This window comes from Comamonas sp. 23, assembly GCF_049601575.1.
Classification (GTDB): Bacteria; Pseudomonadota; Gammaproteobacteria; order Burkholderiales; family Burkholderiaceae_C; genus Comamonas; species Comamonas squillarum.
Map to the genome: position 1 here is coordinate 3,182,391 of NZ_CP187127.1, position 18,287 is coordinate 3,200,677.

Here is an 18,287-nt window from a genome sequence, read left to right on the forward strand (position 1 = left end):
TCAGGCCCCTGGCAGCCAACGGCTGTCGACCACATCGGCCACCTTGATGGGCTGCTGCACCATGCCCAGCGCATGGTAGGCGTCCGCGCCCTTTTGCAGCGCAGCCAGGTCAAAACTGCCCAGCGGCGCGACCTTGCCCTGCACCCGCAGGGTGGGCTGGGCCGAGGCATTGCGCAGCGCAATCACATCGAGGTTGATATCGCGCTGGGTGCCATCGATCGCGCGCTTGGTGGCCAGGGTGGCGGCCTCTTCGGGCTGGGCGATCATCCATGCCGCGCTGTCACGGTAGCCGCGCAAAAAGGCCTGCAGCAATGCCGGCTGCTGCTCCAGCGACTGCCGGCGCACCACAAACATATCGCTGGACATATTGAGGTAGTCGCGCACGGGCATCACATGGACCTCGCCCATGCCCTTGCGCAGGCCCACGGCCAGGCCGGTGTCAGTGGCGGCGGTCGCATCGACCTGGCCTTGCATCAGCGGTGCAAAGTTCAAAAGGCCGGTGACGACAATGCGCACGTCCGATTCCTTGAGCCCCGCCTGGTGCAGCATCACCAGCAGGTTCTGGCGCGTGCCGCTGGCGAGGCTATAGACGCCAATGGTCTTGCCCTTCAGATCCGCCGGGCTGCGGATGCCGCTCGAGCGCAGCGAGACGACATTGAAAACGTTTTGCGGGTAGATGTCGTAGATGGCGACCAGCTTCTCGCCCTTGTCCAGCGCCATGAAGAACGAGCCCGGGTCGGTAAAGGCCACATCGCCCTGCCCGCTCAGGATATTGCGGATCGCGTCGCCACCGCCGGCACCGGGCAGGTAGGTCAGATCCACCCCTTGGGCCTTAAAAAAGCCCTTGTCCGGCTCAGCCAGGATATTGGTGATCTCGCTGATCGGCTTGCTCCAGCCGGCCAGGCGAATCTTGCCGCTGACCGGCGCGGCAGCGCCCGCTGTGATGCCCTTGCCCGCCAGGCCCAGGCCAAAGAGGCCGGCAGAGGCGCCCAGCCAGCGGCGGCGCGAGAGGGAGGAGGTCAGAAAAGGTGCAGACATAAGCGGTCCATCCAGAAGCAATCGAGCAAAAATCTAAAAATCAACGGCGCGGGCCTGCCGGGGCGCCAGCGACTGCATGGCCACGCAGCAATCTGCGCTCCAGCAGCAGGCAGGCCTGGTACAGCAGCAAACCCAGCGCCGCAATCAGCAAGAGCGCGGCAAACATCAGGCTGGTGTCCATCATTCCCTGGGCGGCAATCACCACCGCGCCCAGCCCTTGGCTGGCGCCCATGAACTCTGCCACTACCGCGCCCACCAGCGCCAGCACCACGGCCACGCGCAGGCCCGCCAGAATGGCGGGCAACCCCATGGGCAGCTTGAGCCGCAATAACGTCTGCAGACGGCTGGCCCCCAGCATGCGAAACAGCTGCAGGCGCTGTGCATCGACCTGGCGCAGGCCCGTCAAGGTGTTTTCCATCAGCGGAAAAAAGCAGACCAGCGCCGTGATCAGCACCGTCGGCAGCATGCCAAAACCAAACCACAGCACAAACAGCGGCGCCAGCGCCAGCTTGGGCACCACCTGGCTGACGACCACATAGGGCCTGAGCACGCGCTCCAGCAAGACCGATTCGGCCAAGGCCATGCCTGCCAGCAAGCCAAAACAGGCACCGGCAGCCAGGCCGAGCAGCACCGCCTGCACGGTGGCCGCCACATGCGGCCAAAAGTAGCCGGACGCGAGCCCCGTCCACAAGGCCTTCAGCACCGCAGATGGCACCGGCAGCACCAGCGCCGAGATGCCGCCCAGGCGCCCAGCGCCCTCCCACACGGCCAGCAGCAGCACCAGCAACGCAGTGGCCCAGAGCCGGGCTATCAAGAGAGGGTTCATGCGCTGGCCCCATCCATCGCGGCACGCACCTGGGCCGCATAGGCGTTAAAGACCGCGCCATGGCGCATGGCCTGGGTGCGGGGCGTCGGCAGGTCAATGGCGATATCGGCCACCAGGCGCCCGCCATGCATCAGCGCCACCCGGTCGCCCAAGTACACGGCTTCGTTGATGTCATGGGTGACAAAGAGCACGGTGGTGCCGCGCGCGCGGCAGCTGCGCAGCAGCTCGTCTTGCAGCTCCGCACGGGTGATGGCGTCCAGCGCAGCAAAAGGCTCGTCGAGCAGCAGCAAGGCGGGCTCACGAATCAAGGCCCGCGCCAGCGCCACCCGGCTTTGCTGCCCGCCAGACAGCTGGCCGGGTTGCTGCCGGGTCAGCGCCGCCAGGCCCATTTGGGCCAGCAGCTGCTCCGCGGCGTCACGGTCCTGCGCCGTCGGTTTGCGCTGCAGCGACAGCGGCAGCAGCACATTGTCCAGCACCGTCAGCCAGTCCAGCAAGGTGGGCGACTGGAACATCACGCCCAGCTGCGGGCCGGGTGCGGCCAGGCTACCACCAGCCCGCACAATGCGCCCGGCCTGGGGCTGCAGCAGGCCAGCGACCAGCTGCAGCAAGCTGGTCTTGCCGCAGCCGCTGCGGCCCAGCAGGCAGTGGAAGGCGCCTTGGGCCATCTGCCAGCGCACGCCATCCACGACAGGCGGCTGGCCCGGGTAGGCAAAGCTAAGGTCCTCGATATCAATCCATGCCATCGCGCCGCCCTTCAGTCTGCGTAGCGCGCCAGCGGCTGGGCGGCGGCCTCGGCAGCGGCATCGATCTCGGTCATCCGCACCAGGTCGAGCAGGCTAAAGCGCCCGTCATGGTGCCAACCGGCTTCGGGCATGCCCATGGCGCCCAGCGCGCTGATGCGGGTGACGCCGGCGGCCCCCAGCAGGTCGGCGAGGCGGTACAAATCCTCGGGGCCCACGGCCAGGCCTGCGCTCTGCAGGTAGTCACGCTGGGCTGCCACCAAGGGCAGCACCTGCTCCAGGCTGTCTACCCCCACCACGACAATGCTGCGGTACAGCGCCGTGGGCGCCAGCGGTTCCAGGCTGTCGCTATAGGCCACGCTCCAGGGCGCATCGGCCGGGCCAATCAGCTGCGGGGCGGCGCCATCATCGGCGGGCGCACGCCACTCCAGCGACTGCTGCCAGCGCGCCATGCCGGCGCCCTCTTCCAGATCCAGCGGGCGGCGCGCAAAGCGCTGCTGCAGGTTGGCGAGCTCGGCGGCCAGGTAATCGGCAAAGGCGCGGGGTGAGACCGTGGCGTCCCGCTCTACATAAAATACATGGGGCGAGTAGCAGCCCTGCTGGTCATAGCGCATGACATCCCAGGCTGCCAGCCGCGCATGGGCCGGCGCTTTGACGGCATCCAGTGCCGCCCTACCCACCATGCCAAAACCCAGCTTGTGGCCATGGGGCAAAAAACGCGTGGTCACCGGCAACTGCTGGCGCAGCGCGGCCAGGGTCTGGTTGCTGCCATAGGCCATCACGGTATCGGCCTCCGCGTAAAGCACCTGCGCACCTTCGGCGCTGTCGCCCGTCTGGGCGCCGCCGGGCCACCAGACCACGGCCAGGCAGTCGGCCAAGGGCGGATGGACTTCGACCAGCAAACGCGCAAACCAGCCGGCAAACAGCGGCTCGGCACTGGCCAGCTTGCCGACGCTAGGCGCTTTGGCGAGCAGGCCGCAAACCAGGCTCCACAGCGACAGCGCCGGCACATTGCCGGCCCAGCTGTGCAGCAGCAGGCCGGGGCCATAGGCACGCACCGCTCCGCCCTTGGCGGCGGGCACAAAGCCGTCCAGCACACGGGGGTTGGCAAAATCCTCGCCCACAAAGCGCCACAGCTGGGGCGCGCGAAAGGTCTTGAACAGGCCGTTGAGCCCTAGCCGCACCATCGCCGCGTCATAGCCGCACACCAGCGGGAGGCAGGCATCGATCTGGCGGCGATAGGGGTCGGCCGGGTCCAGCAGGCGGGCGATGGCGCGGTCAATCGCCGCCACAATCTCGGCCAGCGGCATCGGCTGCAGCTGGCGCTGCGCGGCGGCGCGCACCCGCTCGGTGAGGGCCTGCATCTGCGCGCCGGTCAGCACCGGCACCTCGACCTCCAGGCGCTGGCCCGCGCGCTCAAACACCAGCACCTGCCAGCGTACCTGGCTTTCCTCCAGGCCTGGCAGGTAGCCGGCCCGCATGCGCCCGGCCATGCGCTCAGCGGCTTGCGGCTGCATCATGTGCGCGCCGCTTGCACAAACTCATCGACGGCCAGCGAGCAGCCTTTGGCGGCGGCCCCTTCGGCCCGGCCCAGCAGCAAAAAGCCGCCATCGGCCCACAGGCCCACGTCTTCGGTCAGGATGGTGCTGACCGCGTTGTAGTTGGCCAGGTCGCAGTGCACCAGAATGCCGCGCTCGCCAGGCGCTACGCTGCGGCCGCTGACGGGCTCGACCAGGCGCGAGCGAATCCAGTGCGGGCCGGACTTGACCGAGGGCAACGTGGCATTGCCGTTGTCGTAGAACTGGGTGCTCAGCTCGGTCATGCCATACATGTTGATGCACAGCTCGGGCGGCACGCCCAACAGTTCGGAAAGGCCGGCATAAAAGTCGGCCAACGGCAGCTCACGCGACTGGCCCTTGTAGCCGCCGGTATCCAGGATGCGGCTGCCCGCTGGAAGATGAAAGCGGCGGCCCTGGGCACGCAGCGCATCCATCACATGCACGAGGCTGAAGCTGGCGCCCAGCAGTGCATAGGGCTGGCCGCTGCCCTCAGCCGCTTCCAGCGCGGCGCAGAGCCCGGCCATATCCAGGCCCTCCGGCCCGAGAAAATAGCGGCTCTCCGGTGTGCCAAAGCTCGACTTGGCCAGTGCTAGGTAATGCGCCAGCGACGAGTTGGGCATGGCCGCCTCATCAGGGAACAGGATGCCCATTGGCATGCGCGCTGTGCCCTGCATAAAGCGGGTGGCGAAATGCTGCTGCATCGACAGGTCATACACCTGCAGGGCAGGATGAAAATGCCGGCCCCGTGCCGCGCGGCCCGTGGTGCCACTGGTCATGAAGACACGCTCGGTGGACGACGGCGGCTCGCTGCGCAGCTCCAGTGCCTTGAAGGCGTCGATGGGCACAGCCGGGATATCGCTCCAGGTCTTGACCGTGCGGGGGCTTGCGCCACGGCGCTGGCAAAAGCTGCGGAACGGCGTATTGGATGCGTATTGGTAGGCAAAAAGACGAAGCGCGAGCTGGTTAAACTGGTCATCGGTGCAGCCATCCATTGCGATGAATGCAAGCAGGTCTGCGACCAGCGTATCGGCCTTGTCCATGGAATTCCTTCTAGAGCGGTGAGGTCATGCTCCGAAGGCTCCCCCCATGCGCGCAAGGCGCCCCTGGCAGGGACTTGGCTCTTCTTCCGCCGGAATGACCCGGTTCAAGTTCTCGGGTGTAGATCTCAGCACTGGCGTGCACCCCGGAGCAGGCGCCATCTTACCCCAGGGCTGCTGGGTCACCGCCATCCACACTGTCAAGCCAAGGCCTGCACCACGGCCAATCCAGCCACCGGGGCCAAGCCCAAACCAGGGAAAACACCAGGGCCACCGCGATGGTGCAAGGCGCCGAGGGCGCAGTCGCACACGCACCAAGCCAAGGCATTTTTTGCGCATTCCTGCACCATATCCAGGCAAGGACATCACCACCTAACCCACTGTGGTGCTTTGCAAATTTTCTGCGCCAGGTCAAAGCGCGCCTGCTGGAAATCACCTAGTCCGCAACCCTTTCCATCCGCGATTCAGTCTGTTAACTTATGTCCTGTCGACAGACGACTGTCGCTAGACGACATAAATTTAATGAGGACAACAATGCTTGCAATGGCTGATGCCGACGTCCAATCCGGCTACGACAAACCGCATACCGACAGCGAACAGCGCGTTCGCGAAGACCTGGCCGCCGCCTACCGCCTGATGGCCCATTTCGGGATGGACGACAGCATCTACACGCACATCTCGGCGCGGGTGCCAGGCCGCACTGACCAGTTCCTCATCAACCCCTTTGGCACCCTGTTCAAGGACATCACGGCCAGCTCGCTGGTCAAGATCGATGCCGAGGGCCGTATCGTCGAGGACACGCCCCACGAGGTGAACCCGGCCGGCTTTGTGATCCACAGCGCTGTGCATGCGGCCCGCCATGACGCCGCCTGCGTCGTGCACTCGCATACCGAAGCGGGCGTGGCGGTGTCCTCACTGCAATGCGGCCTGCAGCCGAGCAACCAGTGGGCGCTGCAGTTCTACAACCGCGTGGCCTACCACACGTTCGAAGGCATCGCGCTGGATCTGCATGAGCGCGAGCGCCTGGTCGCCGACCTGGGCAGCACGGCCAAGGCCATGGTGCTGCGCAACCACGGTCTGCTCACCTTGGGCCACAGCGTGGCCGAGGCCTTCATCCTGATGCTCAACCTGGACCGCGCCTGCCGCGTGCAGCTGGCCATCCAGTCCAGCGGCCAGGCCATCAACCCCGTGCCGCCCGAGGTCTGCGAGCTGACCGCCCGCCAGTACGAGAGCGGCGACACCGATGTGATGCCCGGCCAGCCCAAGCGCGCCGACCCGCATGAGCGCGAATGGCAGGGCCTGCTGGGCTTTTTGCAGCCCCCGGGCCGCAGCCACTACCGCGACTGAGGACCTCTCGACCCTTGCATGCCGCCGCCTTTGCGGCCCCACCGCCGCAAGCCCAGCCGGGCCAGGCACCCCTTGATACCAAGACAGGAAGCAACCATGATCAATCGGCGTGAACTTATCTCCTACAGCCTGGCCGGTGCCGGCCTCAGCATCGCGGGCGTGCCCATGGCAGCGTTGGCGCAGCAAACCAAGGGAACGATCAATGTGATGGTGCAGCCCGAGCCCTCGGGCCTGATGCTGGGCATTGTGCAAAACGGCCCCACCCAGCTGGTCTCCGGCTATATCTACGAAGGCCTGCTGCGCTACGACGACAAGCTCGAACCCCATGGCCTGCTGGCCACGGCCTGGAGCCGCTCCGACGACGGCCTGACCTACACCTTCAAGCTCAAGTCCGGCGTCAAGTGGCACGACGGCAAGCCCTTCTCTGCCGATGATGTGGTGTTCTCGGTCGACAAGTTTCTGCGCAAGACCCATGCCCGCCTTCGCGCCTCGCTCGAGCCGCTGGAGAGCGTGCGCGCCATCGATGCCAACACGGTGGAGTTCAAGCTCAAGTACCCGTTTGGGCCCTTCATCAGCCTGTTCGATACCGGCTCGATGCCGATGATCCCCAAGCACATCTACGAAAACACCGACTACGCCACCAACCCGGCCAATGCCAAGCCGATTGGCACGGGCCCCTTCAAGTACAAGGAATGGGTGCGGGGCTCCTACATCCAGCTGGTGGCCAATGAGCTCTACCACACCAAGGGCGAGCCCATGGTGGAGAACCTGTACTTCCACATCATCCCGGATGCGGCCTCGCGCGCAGCAGCGTTTGAGTCCGGCAAGGTCGATGTGGTGCCCGGCGGCGCGGTCGAGTTCTTTGATGTGGCCCGCCTGGCCAAGCTGCCTGGAGCAGCGGTCACCACCAAGGGCTGGGAGTTCTACTCGCCCCATTCCTGGCTGGTGCTCAACAACCGCAAGGCGCCCTTTGACAACCCCAAGTTCCGCCAGGCCGTCATGTATGCGATGGACCGCGAGGCCATGGTCAAGGTCGCCTGGCAGGGTTTTGCCAAGACGGCTGCCGGCCCCTTCAACCAGCATGTGAAGTTCGCCTCGGGCGACGTCACCAAGTACCCGCGCGATCTGAACAAGGCCAAGGCCTTGCTCAAGGAAGCCGGCTACAAGGGCGAGACCGTCAAGCTGCTGCCGCTGCCTTATGGCGAATCCTGGCAGCGCCTGGCCGAGATGATCCGCCAGAACCTGATCCAGGCCGGCATCAAGGTGGAGACCACCGGCACCGATGTGGCCGGCTGGAACCAGCGCACCGCCGAGTGGGACTTTGACATGGCCATCATCTATGTCTACCAATACCCCGATCCTGCGCTGGGCGTGGCGCGTACCTACACCAGCCACACGATTGCCAAGGGCTCGCCGTTCAACAACATCGAAGGCTATGTCAACCCCAAGGTGGATGCACTGTTTGACGCCGGCGCCAAGGCCCTGACCGATGCCGACCGCGCCAAGGCCTATGCCGAGGTGCAGAAGATCCTGACCGAAGAGGTGCCGGTGGCCTGGTTGCATGAGATCAACTTCCCCACGCTCTACCGCACCAAGATCAAGAACCCGATCAGCTCCGGCGTGGGCTTGAATGACAGCCTGAGCCGTGCGTCCATAGCTTAAGGCCCCGCCGGTTGCGGCCTAGGCCGCAGCGCCTCTCTTCTTGCTGAACTCTGCACGCTGCCAGCCCCCGCTGGCGCGTGCGGGATGGCAGCGCTTTTGTCTCGCTCCAAGGTCTCCCCGCTATGAACCGCCTCCGCTACATGTCCGTCCGGGTGCTCCAGGGTCTGCTGGTGCTCATGTGCATAGCCACCGTCAACTTCATGCTGATCCGGGCAGCGCCCGGCGACCCGGTTGCCGTCATTGCCGGTGAAGCCGGTGCCTCGGACCCGCAGTTTGTCGCCCAGCTGCGCGAGCAGTTCGGTCTGGACAAGCCCGTCACCACCCAGCTGGCCAACTACCTGGGCCACATCACGCAGCTGGACCTGGGCTTTTCCTACCGGCAGCAGCGCCCGGTGCTGGATCTGATTGCCGAGCGCCTGCCCGCTACCTTGCTGCTCACCGGCAGCGCGTTTGTGATGTCGCTGATCTTTGGCGTGGCCTTGGGCGCCACGGCCAGCCGCCATGTCGGCAAATGGGTGGACAGCGCCATCACCTTTGTGGCGCTGGTGTTCTATGCCACGCCGCTGTATTGGCTGGCCATGATGGCGGTGCTGGTGTTCTCGGTGCAGCTGAGCTGGCTGCCCGGTTTTGGCTACTTCACCGTCGGGAGCGACGCCACCGGCTTTGCCCGCGCCTGGGACATTGCCCAGCATCTGGTGCTGCCGTCCCTCACGCTGGCGCTCTTTTATATGGCGGTCTATGCCCGCATGACCCGGGCCTCGATGCTCGAAGTCGCGCAGATGGACTTTGTCAAAACCGCCCGCGCCAAGGGCGTGCGCATGGGCCGCATCCAGCGCCAGCACATTCTGCGCAATGCCTTGCTGCCCATCGTTACCTTGGCGGGCATCCAGGCCGGCGGCCTCATTGGCGGCGCGGTGCTGACCGAGACGGTGTTTGCCTGGCCCGGCATTGGCCGCCTGATGTTCGATGCCCTGCTGCAGCGCGACTACAACCTGCTGCTGGGCTGCTTCCTGGTTGCAGCCGCCGTGGCGGTGCTGTTCAACCTGATCACTGATTTTGTCTACACCCTGGTCGATCCCCGGATCGAGCTGGGCTGAAACGGAGCCTTGCGATGACTGCTATTTCCGAGCCGGCCCTGGTGGCCGCTACGCCTCCCGCCAAGAACAAGCACCGCTCGACCTTCTGGAGCCGCTTTTGCCGCAACCGGGGCGCCCTTTTGGGCCTGGCCATCTTGCTGGTCGTGGCGCTCTTGGTCTGCTTTGGCCCGCTGCTGGCCGCGCACAACCCCTGGGACATGGTCGAGCAACCCTTTTTGCCGCCGATGGAGCGCGCAGGCTTTGCGATGGGCACCGACACCATGGGCCGCGACATTCTCTCGGGCCTGGTGCTGGGCGCGCGCATTTCGCTGCTGATCGCCGTGATCTCGACCCTGGTGTCGCTGCTGATTGGCGTGGGCATTGGCGCGGTATCGGGCTACTTTGGCGGCTGGGTCGATGCCAGCCTGATGCGCTTTACCGAAATGTTCCAGTCTGTACCCAGCTTTGCACTGGCCCTGGTACTGGTGGCGATTTTTGAGCCCTCGGTCAACTCCATCATTGTGGCCATTGCGCTCGTGTCCTGGCCGCCGGTGGCGCGCCTGGTGCGCGGCGAATTCCTGACCCTGCGCCAGCGCGACTTTGTCGCCGCCGCCCAGCTGGCTGGCCAAAGCACGCCCCGCATCATCCTGGCGCAGATCCTGCCCAATGCCGCCTCGTCCATCGTGGTGATGGCGTCCCTGATGGTGGCCACCGCCATCCTGCTGGAATCGAGCCTGAGCTTTATGGGCCTGGGCGACCCCAACCTGATGAGCTGGGGCTACATGATCGGCTCGGCCCGCACCGTGCTGCGCCAGGCCTGGTGGATGGCGGTGTTCCCCGGCGTCGCCATCCTGCTCACCGTGCTGGCCTTCAACCTGGTGGGCGAGGGGCTGAACGACGGACTCAATGCGCGCCAGGACGGGAAGACACGATGAACGCCTACTCACACGAAGCCCTGCATATGCTTGCACAAATGCCTGACCAGCCTGCCACCCCAGAGCCGGTGCTGACCGTGCGCGGCCTGGACATCCGCCTGCCGCTGGGCGCCGACCGCGCCTTGGCCGTCACCCAGGCCAACCTGCAGATCCTGCCCGGCCAGACCCTGTGCGTGGTCGGTGAATCGGGCTCGGGCAAGTCCATGATCGCCAACGCCATCATGGGCCTGCTGCCCCGCCCCAAGGTGGAGCCCGTCGCTGGCGAGATCCTGTTTGACGGCAAAGACCTGCTGAGCCTGAGCGAAGACCAGCTGCGCGAGCTGCGTGGCAGCCGCATGGCCATGGTCTTCCAGGAGCCGATGACGGCGCTGAACCCGGTGATGCGCATTGGCGACCAGATGGCCGAGGCGCTGGATGCCCACCTGCAGCTGCCCGCTGCCGACAAGCGCCGCCGCATCATCGCGGCCCTCACCGATGTGGGCCTGCCCGAGCCCGAGCGCCTGATCGACGCCTATCCGTTTCGTCTCTCGGGCGGCCAGCGCCAGCGCGTGATGATCGCCATCGCGATGCTGCTCGAGCCCAGCCTGTTGATCGCCGACGAGCCCACCACCGCGCTGGATGTGACCACGCAGGCCCAGATCCTGCAGCTGATGCGTGCGCTGCAAAAAAAGCGTGGCATGGCCATGCTCTTTATCACCCATGACTTTGGCGTGGTGGCCGAGATTGCCGACCATGTGGTGGTGATGCAGACCGGTGTGGTGGTCGAAGCCGGCCCAGCCGGCCAGGTGCTGCGCAACCCCCAGCACGCCTATACCAAGAAGCTGCTGGCCGCCATTCCGCATGGCAATGTGCGCGAGACCCAGGCCAGCACGGCGCAGCCGGTGCTGCAGGTCAAGGACCTGTGCAAGGTCTACCGCACTGGCGGCGGCTTTTTGCGGCCCGCGCGCGAGGTGGTGGCCGCCGAGCGCATCAGCTTTGAGCTGGGCCGCGCCCAGACCCTGGGCGTGGTCGGAGAGTCGGGCTCGGGCAAGTCGTCGCTGGGCCGCTGCATCGTGGGCCTGGCACCGTTTGACAGCGGCGAGATCCTCTTCAACGGCCAGCGCCTGAGCTCGGGCGCCGCGCTGCGCCGCCAGGCCAAGGGCAAGATCCAGATGGTCTTCCAGGACCCCTATGCATCGCTCAACCCGCGCCACAAGATTGGCGCGGCCATTGCCAGCGGCCCCATTGCCCAGGGTGTCCCCAAGGCCGAGGCCCTGCGCCGCACGATGGAGCTGCTGGAGCTGGTCGGCCTGGGCCCCGAGGCAGCCGAGCGCTACCCGCATGAGTTCTCTGGCGGCCAGCGCCAACGCATTGGCATTGCCCGCGCGCTGGCGATGGAGCCTTCGTTGCTGGTGGCGGACGAGCCGGTCTCCGCGCTCGATGTGTCCGTGCAAGCTCAGGTGCTCAAGCTGTTTGCCGAGGTGCGCGAGCGCTTTCAGCTCAGCATGGTCTTCATCACCCATGACCTGCGCGTGGCCGGCCAGATGTGCGACCACCTGGCCGTCATGCAGCGGGGCCGCATTGTGGAATACGGCCCGACCGCCCAGGTGCTGGGCAACCCCCAGCACCCCTATACCCAGACCTTGATCGACGCCATTCCCTCGCTGGAGCACCGCCGCGACGAGGTGGACGCGGGCAACGCACAAACGCGGAGCCGCGCATGAGCATGACCACCATGCCCACCACCGATGCCCAGGCCGCTGTGCCGGGCCGCACTGCCAGCCACGCCAGTGACATGCCCCGCAGCATTGCCTTTTTGAGCAAGAGCATTGCGATGGACTTTTTGCTGCCCGCCTACCAGGCCCAGTTCCCCGGCAGCCGGCTGCTGCTGGGCGCCGAGCTGCAGGCGCTGCTCGATGCCGGCCAGCACGGCGATATCGAGGTGGCAGTGTGCTGGCACCCGCCCGCCGCCCAACTCGCGCAGCTGACCCAGGCCGCTGGCCTGCAGCTGGTGCAATCGATTGCCGCCGGCATTGACCATATCGACACCCAGGCCCTGCCCACCAGCACCCCCGTGTGCCGCATTGTGGACAGCACCATGGGTTATGGCATGACGGCCTTTGTCAGCTGGGCCGTCATCCACCGCCAGCGCCATATGGACCGCTATGTGGCCCATGCGGCGCAGCGCCAGTGGCGCGAGGAGCCCATCGTTGCGCCCAGCCGCCACCGCGTTGGGATTGCAGGCTTGGGCACCCTGGGCCAGGGCTGTGCCCGCGCGCTGCTGGCCATGGGCTACCAGGTGCGCGGCTGGAGCCGATCGGCCAAGCAGGATCTGCCCGCCGGTCTGGAGGGTTTGCAGACCTTCCACGGCCAGGCGCAGAAGGCAGAGTTTTTGAGCGGCTGCGACACCCTCGTCTGCCTGCTGCCGCTGACGGGCGAAACCCAGGGCTTTCTCGATCTGGCCTTAATGCGCCAGCTGCCGCGCGGCGCGCACCTGATCAATGTGGGCCGAGGGGCGCACCTGGTCGAGGCCGATTTGCTGACCGCGCTGGCCGAGGGCCAGATTGGCGCGGCCACGCTGGACACCTTCAGCGCCGAGCCGCTGCCAGCCGACCACCCGTTCTGGCAGGACGAGCGCATTCTGGTGACCCCACATATCGCCACCCGCACCGATCCACGCGTGATCGCCCAGCAGACCGCCCACAACTTCAGCCGCATCCGCGCAGGCCAGGCCGCCGAGGTGGCCGTGGACCTGGGGCGCGGCTACTGACACCCCGCCATACCTAGCAACAGCAAGCACCACCAGCCCCCAGGAGATTTGGACATGAACGCAGCAGACAACACCCCCAAACGCAGCGCGCTGGACGCCCAGGACATTGGCGCCCACCTGCACCCCTACACCAACCTGGCCGCCCATGAGGACGTGGGCCCGCTGATGATCACGCGGGGCGATGGCATCCATGTGATCGACGAACAAGGCCGCAAGTACATCGAGGGCATGTCCGCGCTGTGGTGCAGCTCGCTGGGCTTCAGCCACCCGCGCCTGGTGCAGGCCGGCATCGATGCGCTCAAGACCTTGCCCTACTACCACACCTTCAACCACCGCTCCAACCCAGCGATTGCCCAGCTGGCGGACCGGCTGATCCAGCTGGCCCCGGCACCGATGGCCAAGGTCTTCTTTGCCAACTCGGGCTCGGAAGCCAATGACACGGCCATCAAGATCATCTGGTACTACCACAACGCCATTGGCAAACCCGCCAAGAAAAAGATCCTGTCGCGCCAGCGCGGCTACCACGGCGTGACGGTGGCGGCCGCCAGCCTGACCGGCCTGCCCGCCAACCACCAGGATTTTGACCTGCCGATTGCGCGCATCGGCCATGTGGAATGCCCGCACCACTACCGCTATGCCAACCCCGGCGAGAGCGAGGCCGACTTTGCCACCCGCCTGGCCGATGCGCTGGAGCAGCGCATTCTGCAGGAGGGCCCGGACACTGTGGCCGCCTTCATTGCCGAGCCGGTGATGGGCGCTGGCGGCGTCATCGTGCCGCCCGAGACCTATTTTGAAAAAATCCAGGCCGTGCTGCGCAAGTACGAGGTGCTGATGGTGGCCGACGAGGTCATCTGCGGCTTTGGCCGCACCGGCCAGATGTTCGGCTCGCACACTTTTGGCATCCAGCCCGACATCCTCACCTGCGCCAAGGCGCTGTCTTCGGGCTATGTGCCTATCTCGGCCGTCATGGTATCGCCCACCGTCTACGAGGCCATGGCCGCCAACAGCGGCAAGATCGGCACCTTTGGCCATGGCTATACGTATTCTGGCCACCCGGTGGCGGCGGCCGTGGCGCTGGAGACGCTCAAGGTCTACGAGGACGAGCAGATCCTGGCCCATGTCAACCGGCTGAGCCCCCTCTTCCAAGGCCGCTTGCGCGGTTACCTGGAGCGCGCCTATGTCGGCGAGGCCCGGGGCGTGGGCATGATTGGCGCCATCGAGCTGGTCGCCGACAAGGCCACGCGCCAACCCTTTGACCCCGCCCTGAAGCTGGGCTACCGCCTGGCCCAGTACGCGCAGGAAGAAGGCCTGATCGTGCGCGCCATGGGCGACGCCGTGGCACTGTGCCCGCCGCTGATCATCATCGAGGCCGAGATGGCCGAGATGTTTGCCCGCCTGGACCGCGCGCTGGACAAGCTGCAGGTCACCCTGCCATGAGCGCCGCCATGCAAGCCTTCTACAGCCCGGACCAAGCGCTGCACCACCCCAGCCAGTTCATGCGGCTGGGCAAGCTGGTGCCCGCGCCCGATCTGCCCAGCCGCGCCGAAACCCTGGCCGATGCCTTGCAGCAGGCGGGCCTGGCCGTCAGCACCCCGCCCGACCTGGGCCGCGCGCCACTCGAGGCCGTGCACGCCCCGCACTACCTGGACTACCTGCAAAGCGCCTGGCCGCGCTGGCAAGCGATGCTGGCGAGCGGCGCCAATGCCGGCCCCGAGGTGATGGCCAACCTCTCACCCTACGCCGGCGTGCCCGCCGGCAGGCGCCGCCCGCCCTGCCCATCGCCGGCGCTGATACCGCAAACCGGCTACTACCTGGGCGATCTGTCCTGCCCGCTCGGGCCGGACAGCTGGCAGTCCATCCTGCGTTCGGCCCACAGTGCCGTGGCTGCGGCCGATGCGGTGATTGCCGGCGAGCGCATGGCCTATGCGCTGTGCCGTCCCTCGGGCCACCATGCGCACTGGGACCGGGCCAGCGGCTTTTGCTATGTCAACAACAACGCCTGCGCTGCTGCGCGCCTGGCCGCGCATTTTGGGCGGGTGGCTGTGCTCGATGTCGATGCCCACCATGGCGATGGCACGCAGAGCATCTTCTACGCCCGGGACGACGTGCTGACGGTCTCTACCCATGCGGAGACCAGCAGCTACTTTCCGTTCTACACCGGCTATGCCGATGAGCGCGGCGCCGGCGCGGGCGAGGGCTACAACCTGAACCTGCCCCTCGCCCATGGCAGCGGCAACGCGGAGTTTTTGGCTGCGGTGGACACCGGCTTGGACGCCGTGCGCAGCTTTGCCCCGAAAGCCGTCGTGCTGGCCCTCGGCTTTGACACCTTCAAGGACGACCCGATCAGTGTGCTCAAGGTCGACTTTGAGGCCTACCGCGCCGTCGGCCAAAAGCTGCGTGCGCTTGGCCTGCCCTTGGTGGTGGTGCAAGAAGGCGGCTACCTGGTCGAAGCGATTGGCCCGGGCCTGCAGGCTTTCTTGGAGGGCCTCCATGGCTGAGCAGGCCGTGCAGTCCAGCAACCCGGCAGTAGCACTGCGCGAGGCCGATGCCACGCGCCGGCTGCGCCAGGGGCTGGGCCTGTTTTTGGCAGCGCTGCTGTGCTTTGCCTGCTACGACGCCTTTGCCAAGCACATGCTGGCCCGCTATCCGGCCACCGTGATGAACCTCTCGCGCTACACGGCCATCGGCGTGCTGGCCTTGTGGGTCATGCACCGGCATGGCGACTGGTCGGCGCTGCGCTGGGGGCGCCTGCGCAGCGGCAAATTGCTGCTGCTGCGCAGCCTGATGCTGGCCATTGTGGCCACCTGCTTTATGACGGCGCTGGCCACGATGCCGCTGGCCGAGGCCACCGCCATCTACTTCACAGCGCCCCTCATCATGGTGGCGCTCTCGCCCTGGCTGCTGGGCGAGCGCGTCGGCCGCGTGCAATGGGTGGCGGTGCTGCTGGGCTTTGCCGGCATGCTGCTGATCGTGCGTCCGGGCAATGCGCTGCCGCTGGCCGGCACGGTGCTGATGGCCATCTCGGCCGTCTGCTATGCACTGTTCCAGGTGCTCACCCGCAAGCTCTCGGGCCTGGTGCCCACGGCCGTGCAGTTTGCCTATATGGCGCTGTTTTGCCTGGTCATCACCAACCTGCCCGCCCTCTTCCACCCGATCACCGAATGGCCCGATGCGCCGCAGCTGGCCTTGCTGCTGGCCGGTGGCTTTGTCAGCGGTGGCGCGCAGCTGCTGCTGCTCCAGGCCTTCCAGCGCGCCTCGGCCTCGACCCTGGCGCCGATGAATTATGTACAACTGTTGCTGGCGGTGTTGATCAGCACGTTCTGGTTCCAACGGCCGCCAGACAGCCTGGCCCTTTATGGCATGCTGATGATCAGCGCTGCCGGTGTGTACCTTGCATGGCCCCGGCGGCAAAAGTACCCCGCTCACCAGGCATCCCGACATGACATCTGAGACCCTTACTAAAACCATCGCCCTGCAGGACGAGGAGACAGACAACCCCGGCTTTTCGTCGATCCGGGTGCCCGATCTGGTGGAGCTGGTCGAGCGCCAGCTGCTGCAGGCCATTTTTGAAGGCCGGCTGCCACCGGGCTCGCGCATCGTGGAGGCCGAGCTTTCGCGCCAGATGGGCGTGAGCCGCGCCCCGCTGCGCGAAGCAGCGCGCCGGCTGGAAAGCCAGGGCGTCATCGTCTCGACGCCGCGCAAGGGCTTTACCGTGCGCACCTTCAGCCCCAAGGAGATCCAGGACCTGTTCCAGGTGCGCCTAGGCCTCGAAGTGATGGCCGCGCGCCTGGCCTGCGAGGTGGCGACCGATGCGCAGCTCGCAGCGCTCAAGGCCTATGCCGATGACATGCTCGAGCGCGCACCGACCCTGAGCAATATCGAGCGCGTCACGATGGACCTGGGCATGCACACCGCCATCTCGCGGCTGTCGGGCAACGAGTACCTGCAGCGCATCTTTGCCAACATGCAGGCCGAGATCCGCATCTGCCAGGGCTTTATCGAGCGCCAGTACCGCGACCCGGTGTTTATTGCGCAGTCGCATTTCCCGGTGGTCGATGCCATCTTGCGCCGCGATGCCGATGCCGCAGAAAAAGCGCTGCGCGTGCACCTGGTGGACGCCCAGGACAAGGCCCATGCCCAGGTGCTGCACGGCGACCAGGCGCCGGACGCTGGTGCCGGCGCTGCGCCAACACCGGCCACCCCAGCCAAGGCCAAGCCCGGCGCCACCGCCTCCCCCGTTTCTTCCTCCCGACGAAAACCGCCAAGACCATGAAATTCATCTACAGCCACGAGCACCGCAGCCACGACCCGCAGCAATTCATGGTGCGCGGCCAACTCAAGCGCAGCAACGAGCAACCCGAACGCGCCGAGATCCTGCTGCGCTCCGCCCAAAAGGCCGGCCACCAGCCGATGCTGGCCGAAGACTTTGGACCCAGCCCGCGCGCCGCCGTCCACACCCCCGAGTACCTGCACTTTCTGCAAACCGCCTGGCAACGCTGGCAGGCGCTGCCCGATGCCTCGCTCGAAGTGCTGCCCAATGTCTTCCCCTTCCCCGGCCAGCCCTTTACCTACCCCGACCATCTGGTCGGCCAGGCCGGCTACCACATGGGTGACTGCGCCTGCAGCATTGGCGAGCACACCTGGCACGCGGCGATCAACTCCGCCCACTGCGCGACGCATGCCGCCGAGCTGGTGCTGCAGGGCGAACAGGCCGCCTACGCGCTGTGCCGCCCACCCGGCCACCACGCCTATGTGGACCGCGCCAACGGCTTTTGCTACCTGAACAACGCCGCCATCGCCGCCCAGCACCTGCGCAGCAAACATGCCCGCGTCGCCGTGCTCGACATCGACGTGCACCACGGCAACGGCACCCAGGGCATCTTCTGGCGCCGCAACGATGTGCTGACCGTATCGATCCATGCCGATCCGCATTTCTGCACCCCGTTCTTTACCGGCCATGCGCATGAGCGCGGCGAAGGCGAAGGCCTGGGCTACAACCTGAACCTGCCCCAGCCCAAGGGCACCACCACCGACCAGTACCTGCGCGCACTGGAAACCGCCCTCACCACCATTCGCCACTACGCCCCCGGCGCCCTGGTGCTGGCCCTGGGCCTGGACGCCCACGAACACGACCCCTACCAGGCCCTGGCGATCGACACCCCCGGCTTCGCCCGCATCACTGAAAAAATCGCGCAGCTGGGGCTGCCGACGGTGATCGTGCAGGAAGGCGGGTATCTGAGTGAGGACCTGGGCTTGAATCTGGAGAGTGCGTTGCGGGGGTTCGAAACGGGAGCAGGCGACAGGTAGGCTAGAATTTG

General features: G+C 66.3%; 16 protein-coding genes. 11 read left to right on the forward strand and 5 right to left on the reverse strand.

The window, feature by feature from the left end; genetic code table 11:
- Genes ACPEE1_RS14425 through ACPEE1_RS14445 form a run of 5 tightly spaced genes read right to left on the reverse strand, consistent with a single transcriptional unit; the run spans window position 1 to window position 5,203 of the window.
- Window positions 1-1,038: an ABC transporter substrate-binding protein gene (locus ACPEE1_RS14425; RefSeq protein WP_116926940.1), complete on the reverse strand. Its 1,038-nt coding sequence runs from the start codon at window positions 1,036-1,038 to the stop codon at window positions 1-3.
- A 40-nt stretch (window positions 1,039-1,078) separates the two neighbouring features.
- Entirely contained in the window at window positions 1,079-1,864 is a 786-nt protein-coding gene (locus tag ACPEE1_RS14430) for an ABC transporter permease (RefSeq protein WP_423933439.1), read from the reverse strand.
- Window positions 1,861-2,607, reverse strand: coding sequence for an ABC transporter ATP-binding protein (locus tag ACPEE1_RS14435; RefSeq protein WP_423933441.1), 747 nt, complete (start codon window positions 2,605-2,607; stop codon window positions 1,861-1,863). The genes ACPEE1_RS14430 and ACPEE1_RS14435 overlap by 4 nt, the downstream gene beginning before the upstream one ends.
- Before the next feature lie 11 nt (window positions 2,608-2,618).
- Entirely contained in the window at window positions 2,619-4,121 is a 1,503-nt protein-coding gene (locus ACPEE1_RS14440) for an acyl-CoA reductase (protein ID WP_423936445.1), read from the reverse strand.
- The gene (locus tag ACPEE1_RS14445) at window positions 4,121-5,203 is read right to left on the reverse strand and encodes a long-chain fatty acid--CoA ligase (RefSeq protein WP_423933444.1); all 1,083 of its coding nucleotides are present in this window, start codon (window positions 5,201-5,203) and stop codon (window positions 4,121-4,123) included. The genes ACPEE1_RS14440 and ACPEE1_RS14445 overlap by 1 nt, the downstream gene beginning before the upstream one ends.
- Before the next feature lie 531 nt (window positions 5,204-5,734).
- Here ACPEE1_RS14445 and ACPEE1_RS14450 point away from each other — a divergent pair.
- The 11 genes from ACPEE1_RS14450 (at window position 5,735) to ACPEE1_RS14500 (ending at window position 18,276) form a co-directional block, all read left to right on the forward strand.
- Window positions 5,735-6,547, forward strand: a complete 813-nt coding sequence (locus tag ACPEE1_RS14450; RefSeq protein WP_260719356.1) for a class II aldolase/adducin family protein — start codon at window positions 5,735-5,737, stop codon at window positions 6,545-6,547.
- 99 nt (window positions 6,548-6,646) lie between these two features.
- Window positions 6,647-8,209 (forward strand): ABC transporter substrate-binding protein, encoded by a 1,563-nt coding sequence (locus ACPEE1_RS14455; RefSeq protein ID WP_423936447.1) that lies wholly within the window; start codon window positions 6,647-6,649, stop codon window positions 8,207-8,209.
- Window positions 8,210-8,331: 122 nt separating this feature from the next.
- A complete protein-coding gene (locus tag ACPEE1_RS14460; protein ID WP_021025248.1) occupies window positions 8,332-9,306 on the forward strand; it encodes an ABC transporter permease in 975 nt (324 codons plus the stop codon).
- Window positions 9,307-9,320: 14 nt separating this feature from the next.
- Window positions 9,321-10,220 (forward strand): ABC transporter permease, encoded by a 900-nt coding sequence (locus ACPEE1_RS14465; protein WP_116926946.1) that lies wholly within the window; start codon window positions 9,321-9,323, stop codon window positions 10,218-10,220.
- Between the two features lie 38 nt (window positions 10,221-10,258).
- Window positions 10,259-11,923, forward strand: a complete 1,665-nt coding sequence (locus tag ACPEE1_RS14470; RefSeq protein WP_423936449.1) for a dipeptide ABC transporter ATP-binding protein — start codon at window positions 10,259-10,261, stop codon at window positions 11,921-11,923.
- A complete protein-coding gene (locus ACPEE1_RS14475; RefSeq protein ID WP_347707647.1) occupies window positions 11,920-12,969 on the forward strand; it encodes a glyoxylate/hydroxypyruvate reductase A in 1,050 nt (349 codons plus the stop codon). The genes ACPEE1_RS14470 and ACPEE1_RS14475 overlap by 4 nt, the downstream gene beginning before the upstream one ends.
- Before the next feature lie 54 nt (window positions 12,970-13,023).
- On the forward strand, window positions 13,024-14,406 hold the full coding sequence (locus tag ACPEE1_RS14480; protein WP_116926947.1) for an aspartate aminotransferase family protein: 1,383 nt from the start codon (window positions 13,024-13,026) through the stop codon (window positions 14,404-14,406).
- Window positions 14,407-14,414: 8 nt separating this feature from the next.
- Entirely contained in the window at window positions 14,415-15,467 is a 1,053-nt protein-coding gene (locus ACPEE1_RS14485) for a histone deacetylase family protein (protein WP_423936451.1), read from the forward strand.
- On the forward strand, window positions 15,460-16,419 hold the full coding sequence (locus ACPEE1_RS14490; protein ID WP_116926948.1) for a DMT family transporter: 960 nt from the start codon (window positions 15,460-15,462) through the stop codon (window positions 16,417-16,419). Before ACPEE1_RS14485 ends, ACPEE1_RS14490 begins: the two co-directional genes overlap by 8 nt.
- Window positions 16,409-17,242 (forward strand): GntR family transcriptional regulator, encoded by an 834-nt coding sequence (locus ACPEE1_RS14495; RefSeq protein ID WP_116926949.1) that lies wholly within the window; start codon window positions 16,409-16,411, stop codon window positions 17,240-17,242. Before ACPEE1_RS14490 ends, ACPEE1_RS14495 begins: the two co-directional genes overlap by 11 nt.
- A complete protein-coding gene (locus ACPEE1_RS14500; RefSeq protein WP_260719353.1) occupies window positions 17,239-18,276 on the forward strand; it encodes a histone deacetylase family protein in 1,038 nt (345 codons plus the stop codon). The genes ACPEE1_RS14495 and ACPEE1_RS14500 overlap by 4 nt, the downstream gene beginning before the upstream one ends.
- Window positions 18,277-18,287: the final 11 nt, after the last annotated feature.

Bases quoted from the DNA above. Each gene is read 5' to 3' on its own strand.
- ACPEE1_RS14425 (WP_116926940.1), bottom strand. From the start codon at position 1,038: ATGTCTGCACCTTTTCTGACCTCCTCCCTCTCGCGCCGCCGCTGGCTG.
- ACPEE1_RS14430 (WP_423933439.1), bottom strand. From the start codon at position 1,864: ATGAACCCTCTCTTGATAGCCCGGCTCTGGGCCACTGCGTTGCTGGTG.
- ACPEE1_RS14435 (WP_423933441.1), bottom strand. From the start codon at position 2,607: ATGGCATGGATTGATATCGAGGACCTTAGCTTTGCCTACCCGGGCCAG.
- ACPEE1_RS14440 (WP_423936445.1), bottom strand. From the start codon at position 4,121: ATGCAGCCGCAAGCCGCTGAGCGCATGGCCGGGCGCATGCGGGCCGGC.
- ACPEE1_RS14445 (WP_423933444.1), bottom strand. From the start codon at position 5,203: ATGGACAAGGCCGATACGCTGGTCGCAGACCTGCTTGCATTCATCGCA.
- ACPEE1_RS14450 (WP_260719356.1), top strand. From the start codon at position 5,735: ATGCTTGCAATGGCTGATGCCGACGTCCAATCCGGCTACGACAAACCG.
- ACPEE1_RS14460 (WP_021025248.1), top strand. From the start codon at position 8,332: ATGAACCGCCTCCGCTACATGTCCGTCCGGGTGCTCCAGGGTCTGCTG.
- ACPEE1_RS14465 (WP_116926946.1), top strand. From the start codon at position 9,321: ATGACTGCTATTTCCGAGCCGGCCCTGGTGGCCGCTACGCCTCCCGCC.
- ACPEE1_RS14470 (WP_423936449.1), top strand. From the start codon at position 10,259: ATGCCTGACCAGCCTGCCACCCCAGAGCCGGTGCTGACCGTGCGCGGC.
- ACPEE1_RS14475 (WP_347707647.1), top strand. From the start codon at position 11,920: ATGAGCATGACCACCATGCCCACCACCGATGCCCAGGCCGCTGTGCCG.
- ACPEE1_RS14480 (WP_116926947.1), top strand. From the start codon at position 13,024: ATGAACGCAGCAGACAACACCCCCAAACGCAGCGCGCTGGACGCCCAG.
- ACPEE1_RS14485 (WP_423936451.1), top strand. From the start codon at position 14,415: ATGCAAGCCTTCTACAGCCCGGACCAAGCGCTGCACCACCCCAGCCAG.
- ACPEE1_RS14490 (WP_116926948.1), top strand. From the start codon at position 15,460: ATGGCTGAGCAGGCCGTGCAGTCCAGCAACCCGGCAGTAGCACTGCGC.
- ACPEE1_RS14495 (WP_116926949.1), top strand. From the start codon at position 16,409: ATGACATCTGAGACCCTTACTAAAACCATCGCCCTGCAGGACGAGGAG.
- ACPEE1_RS14500 (WP_260719353.1), top strand. From the start codon at position 17,239: ATGAAATTCATCTACAGCCACGAGCACCGCAGCCACGACCCGCAGCAA.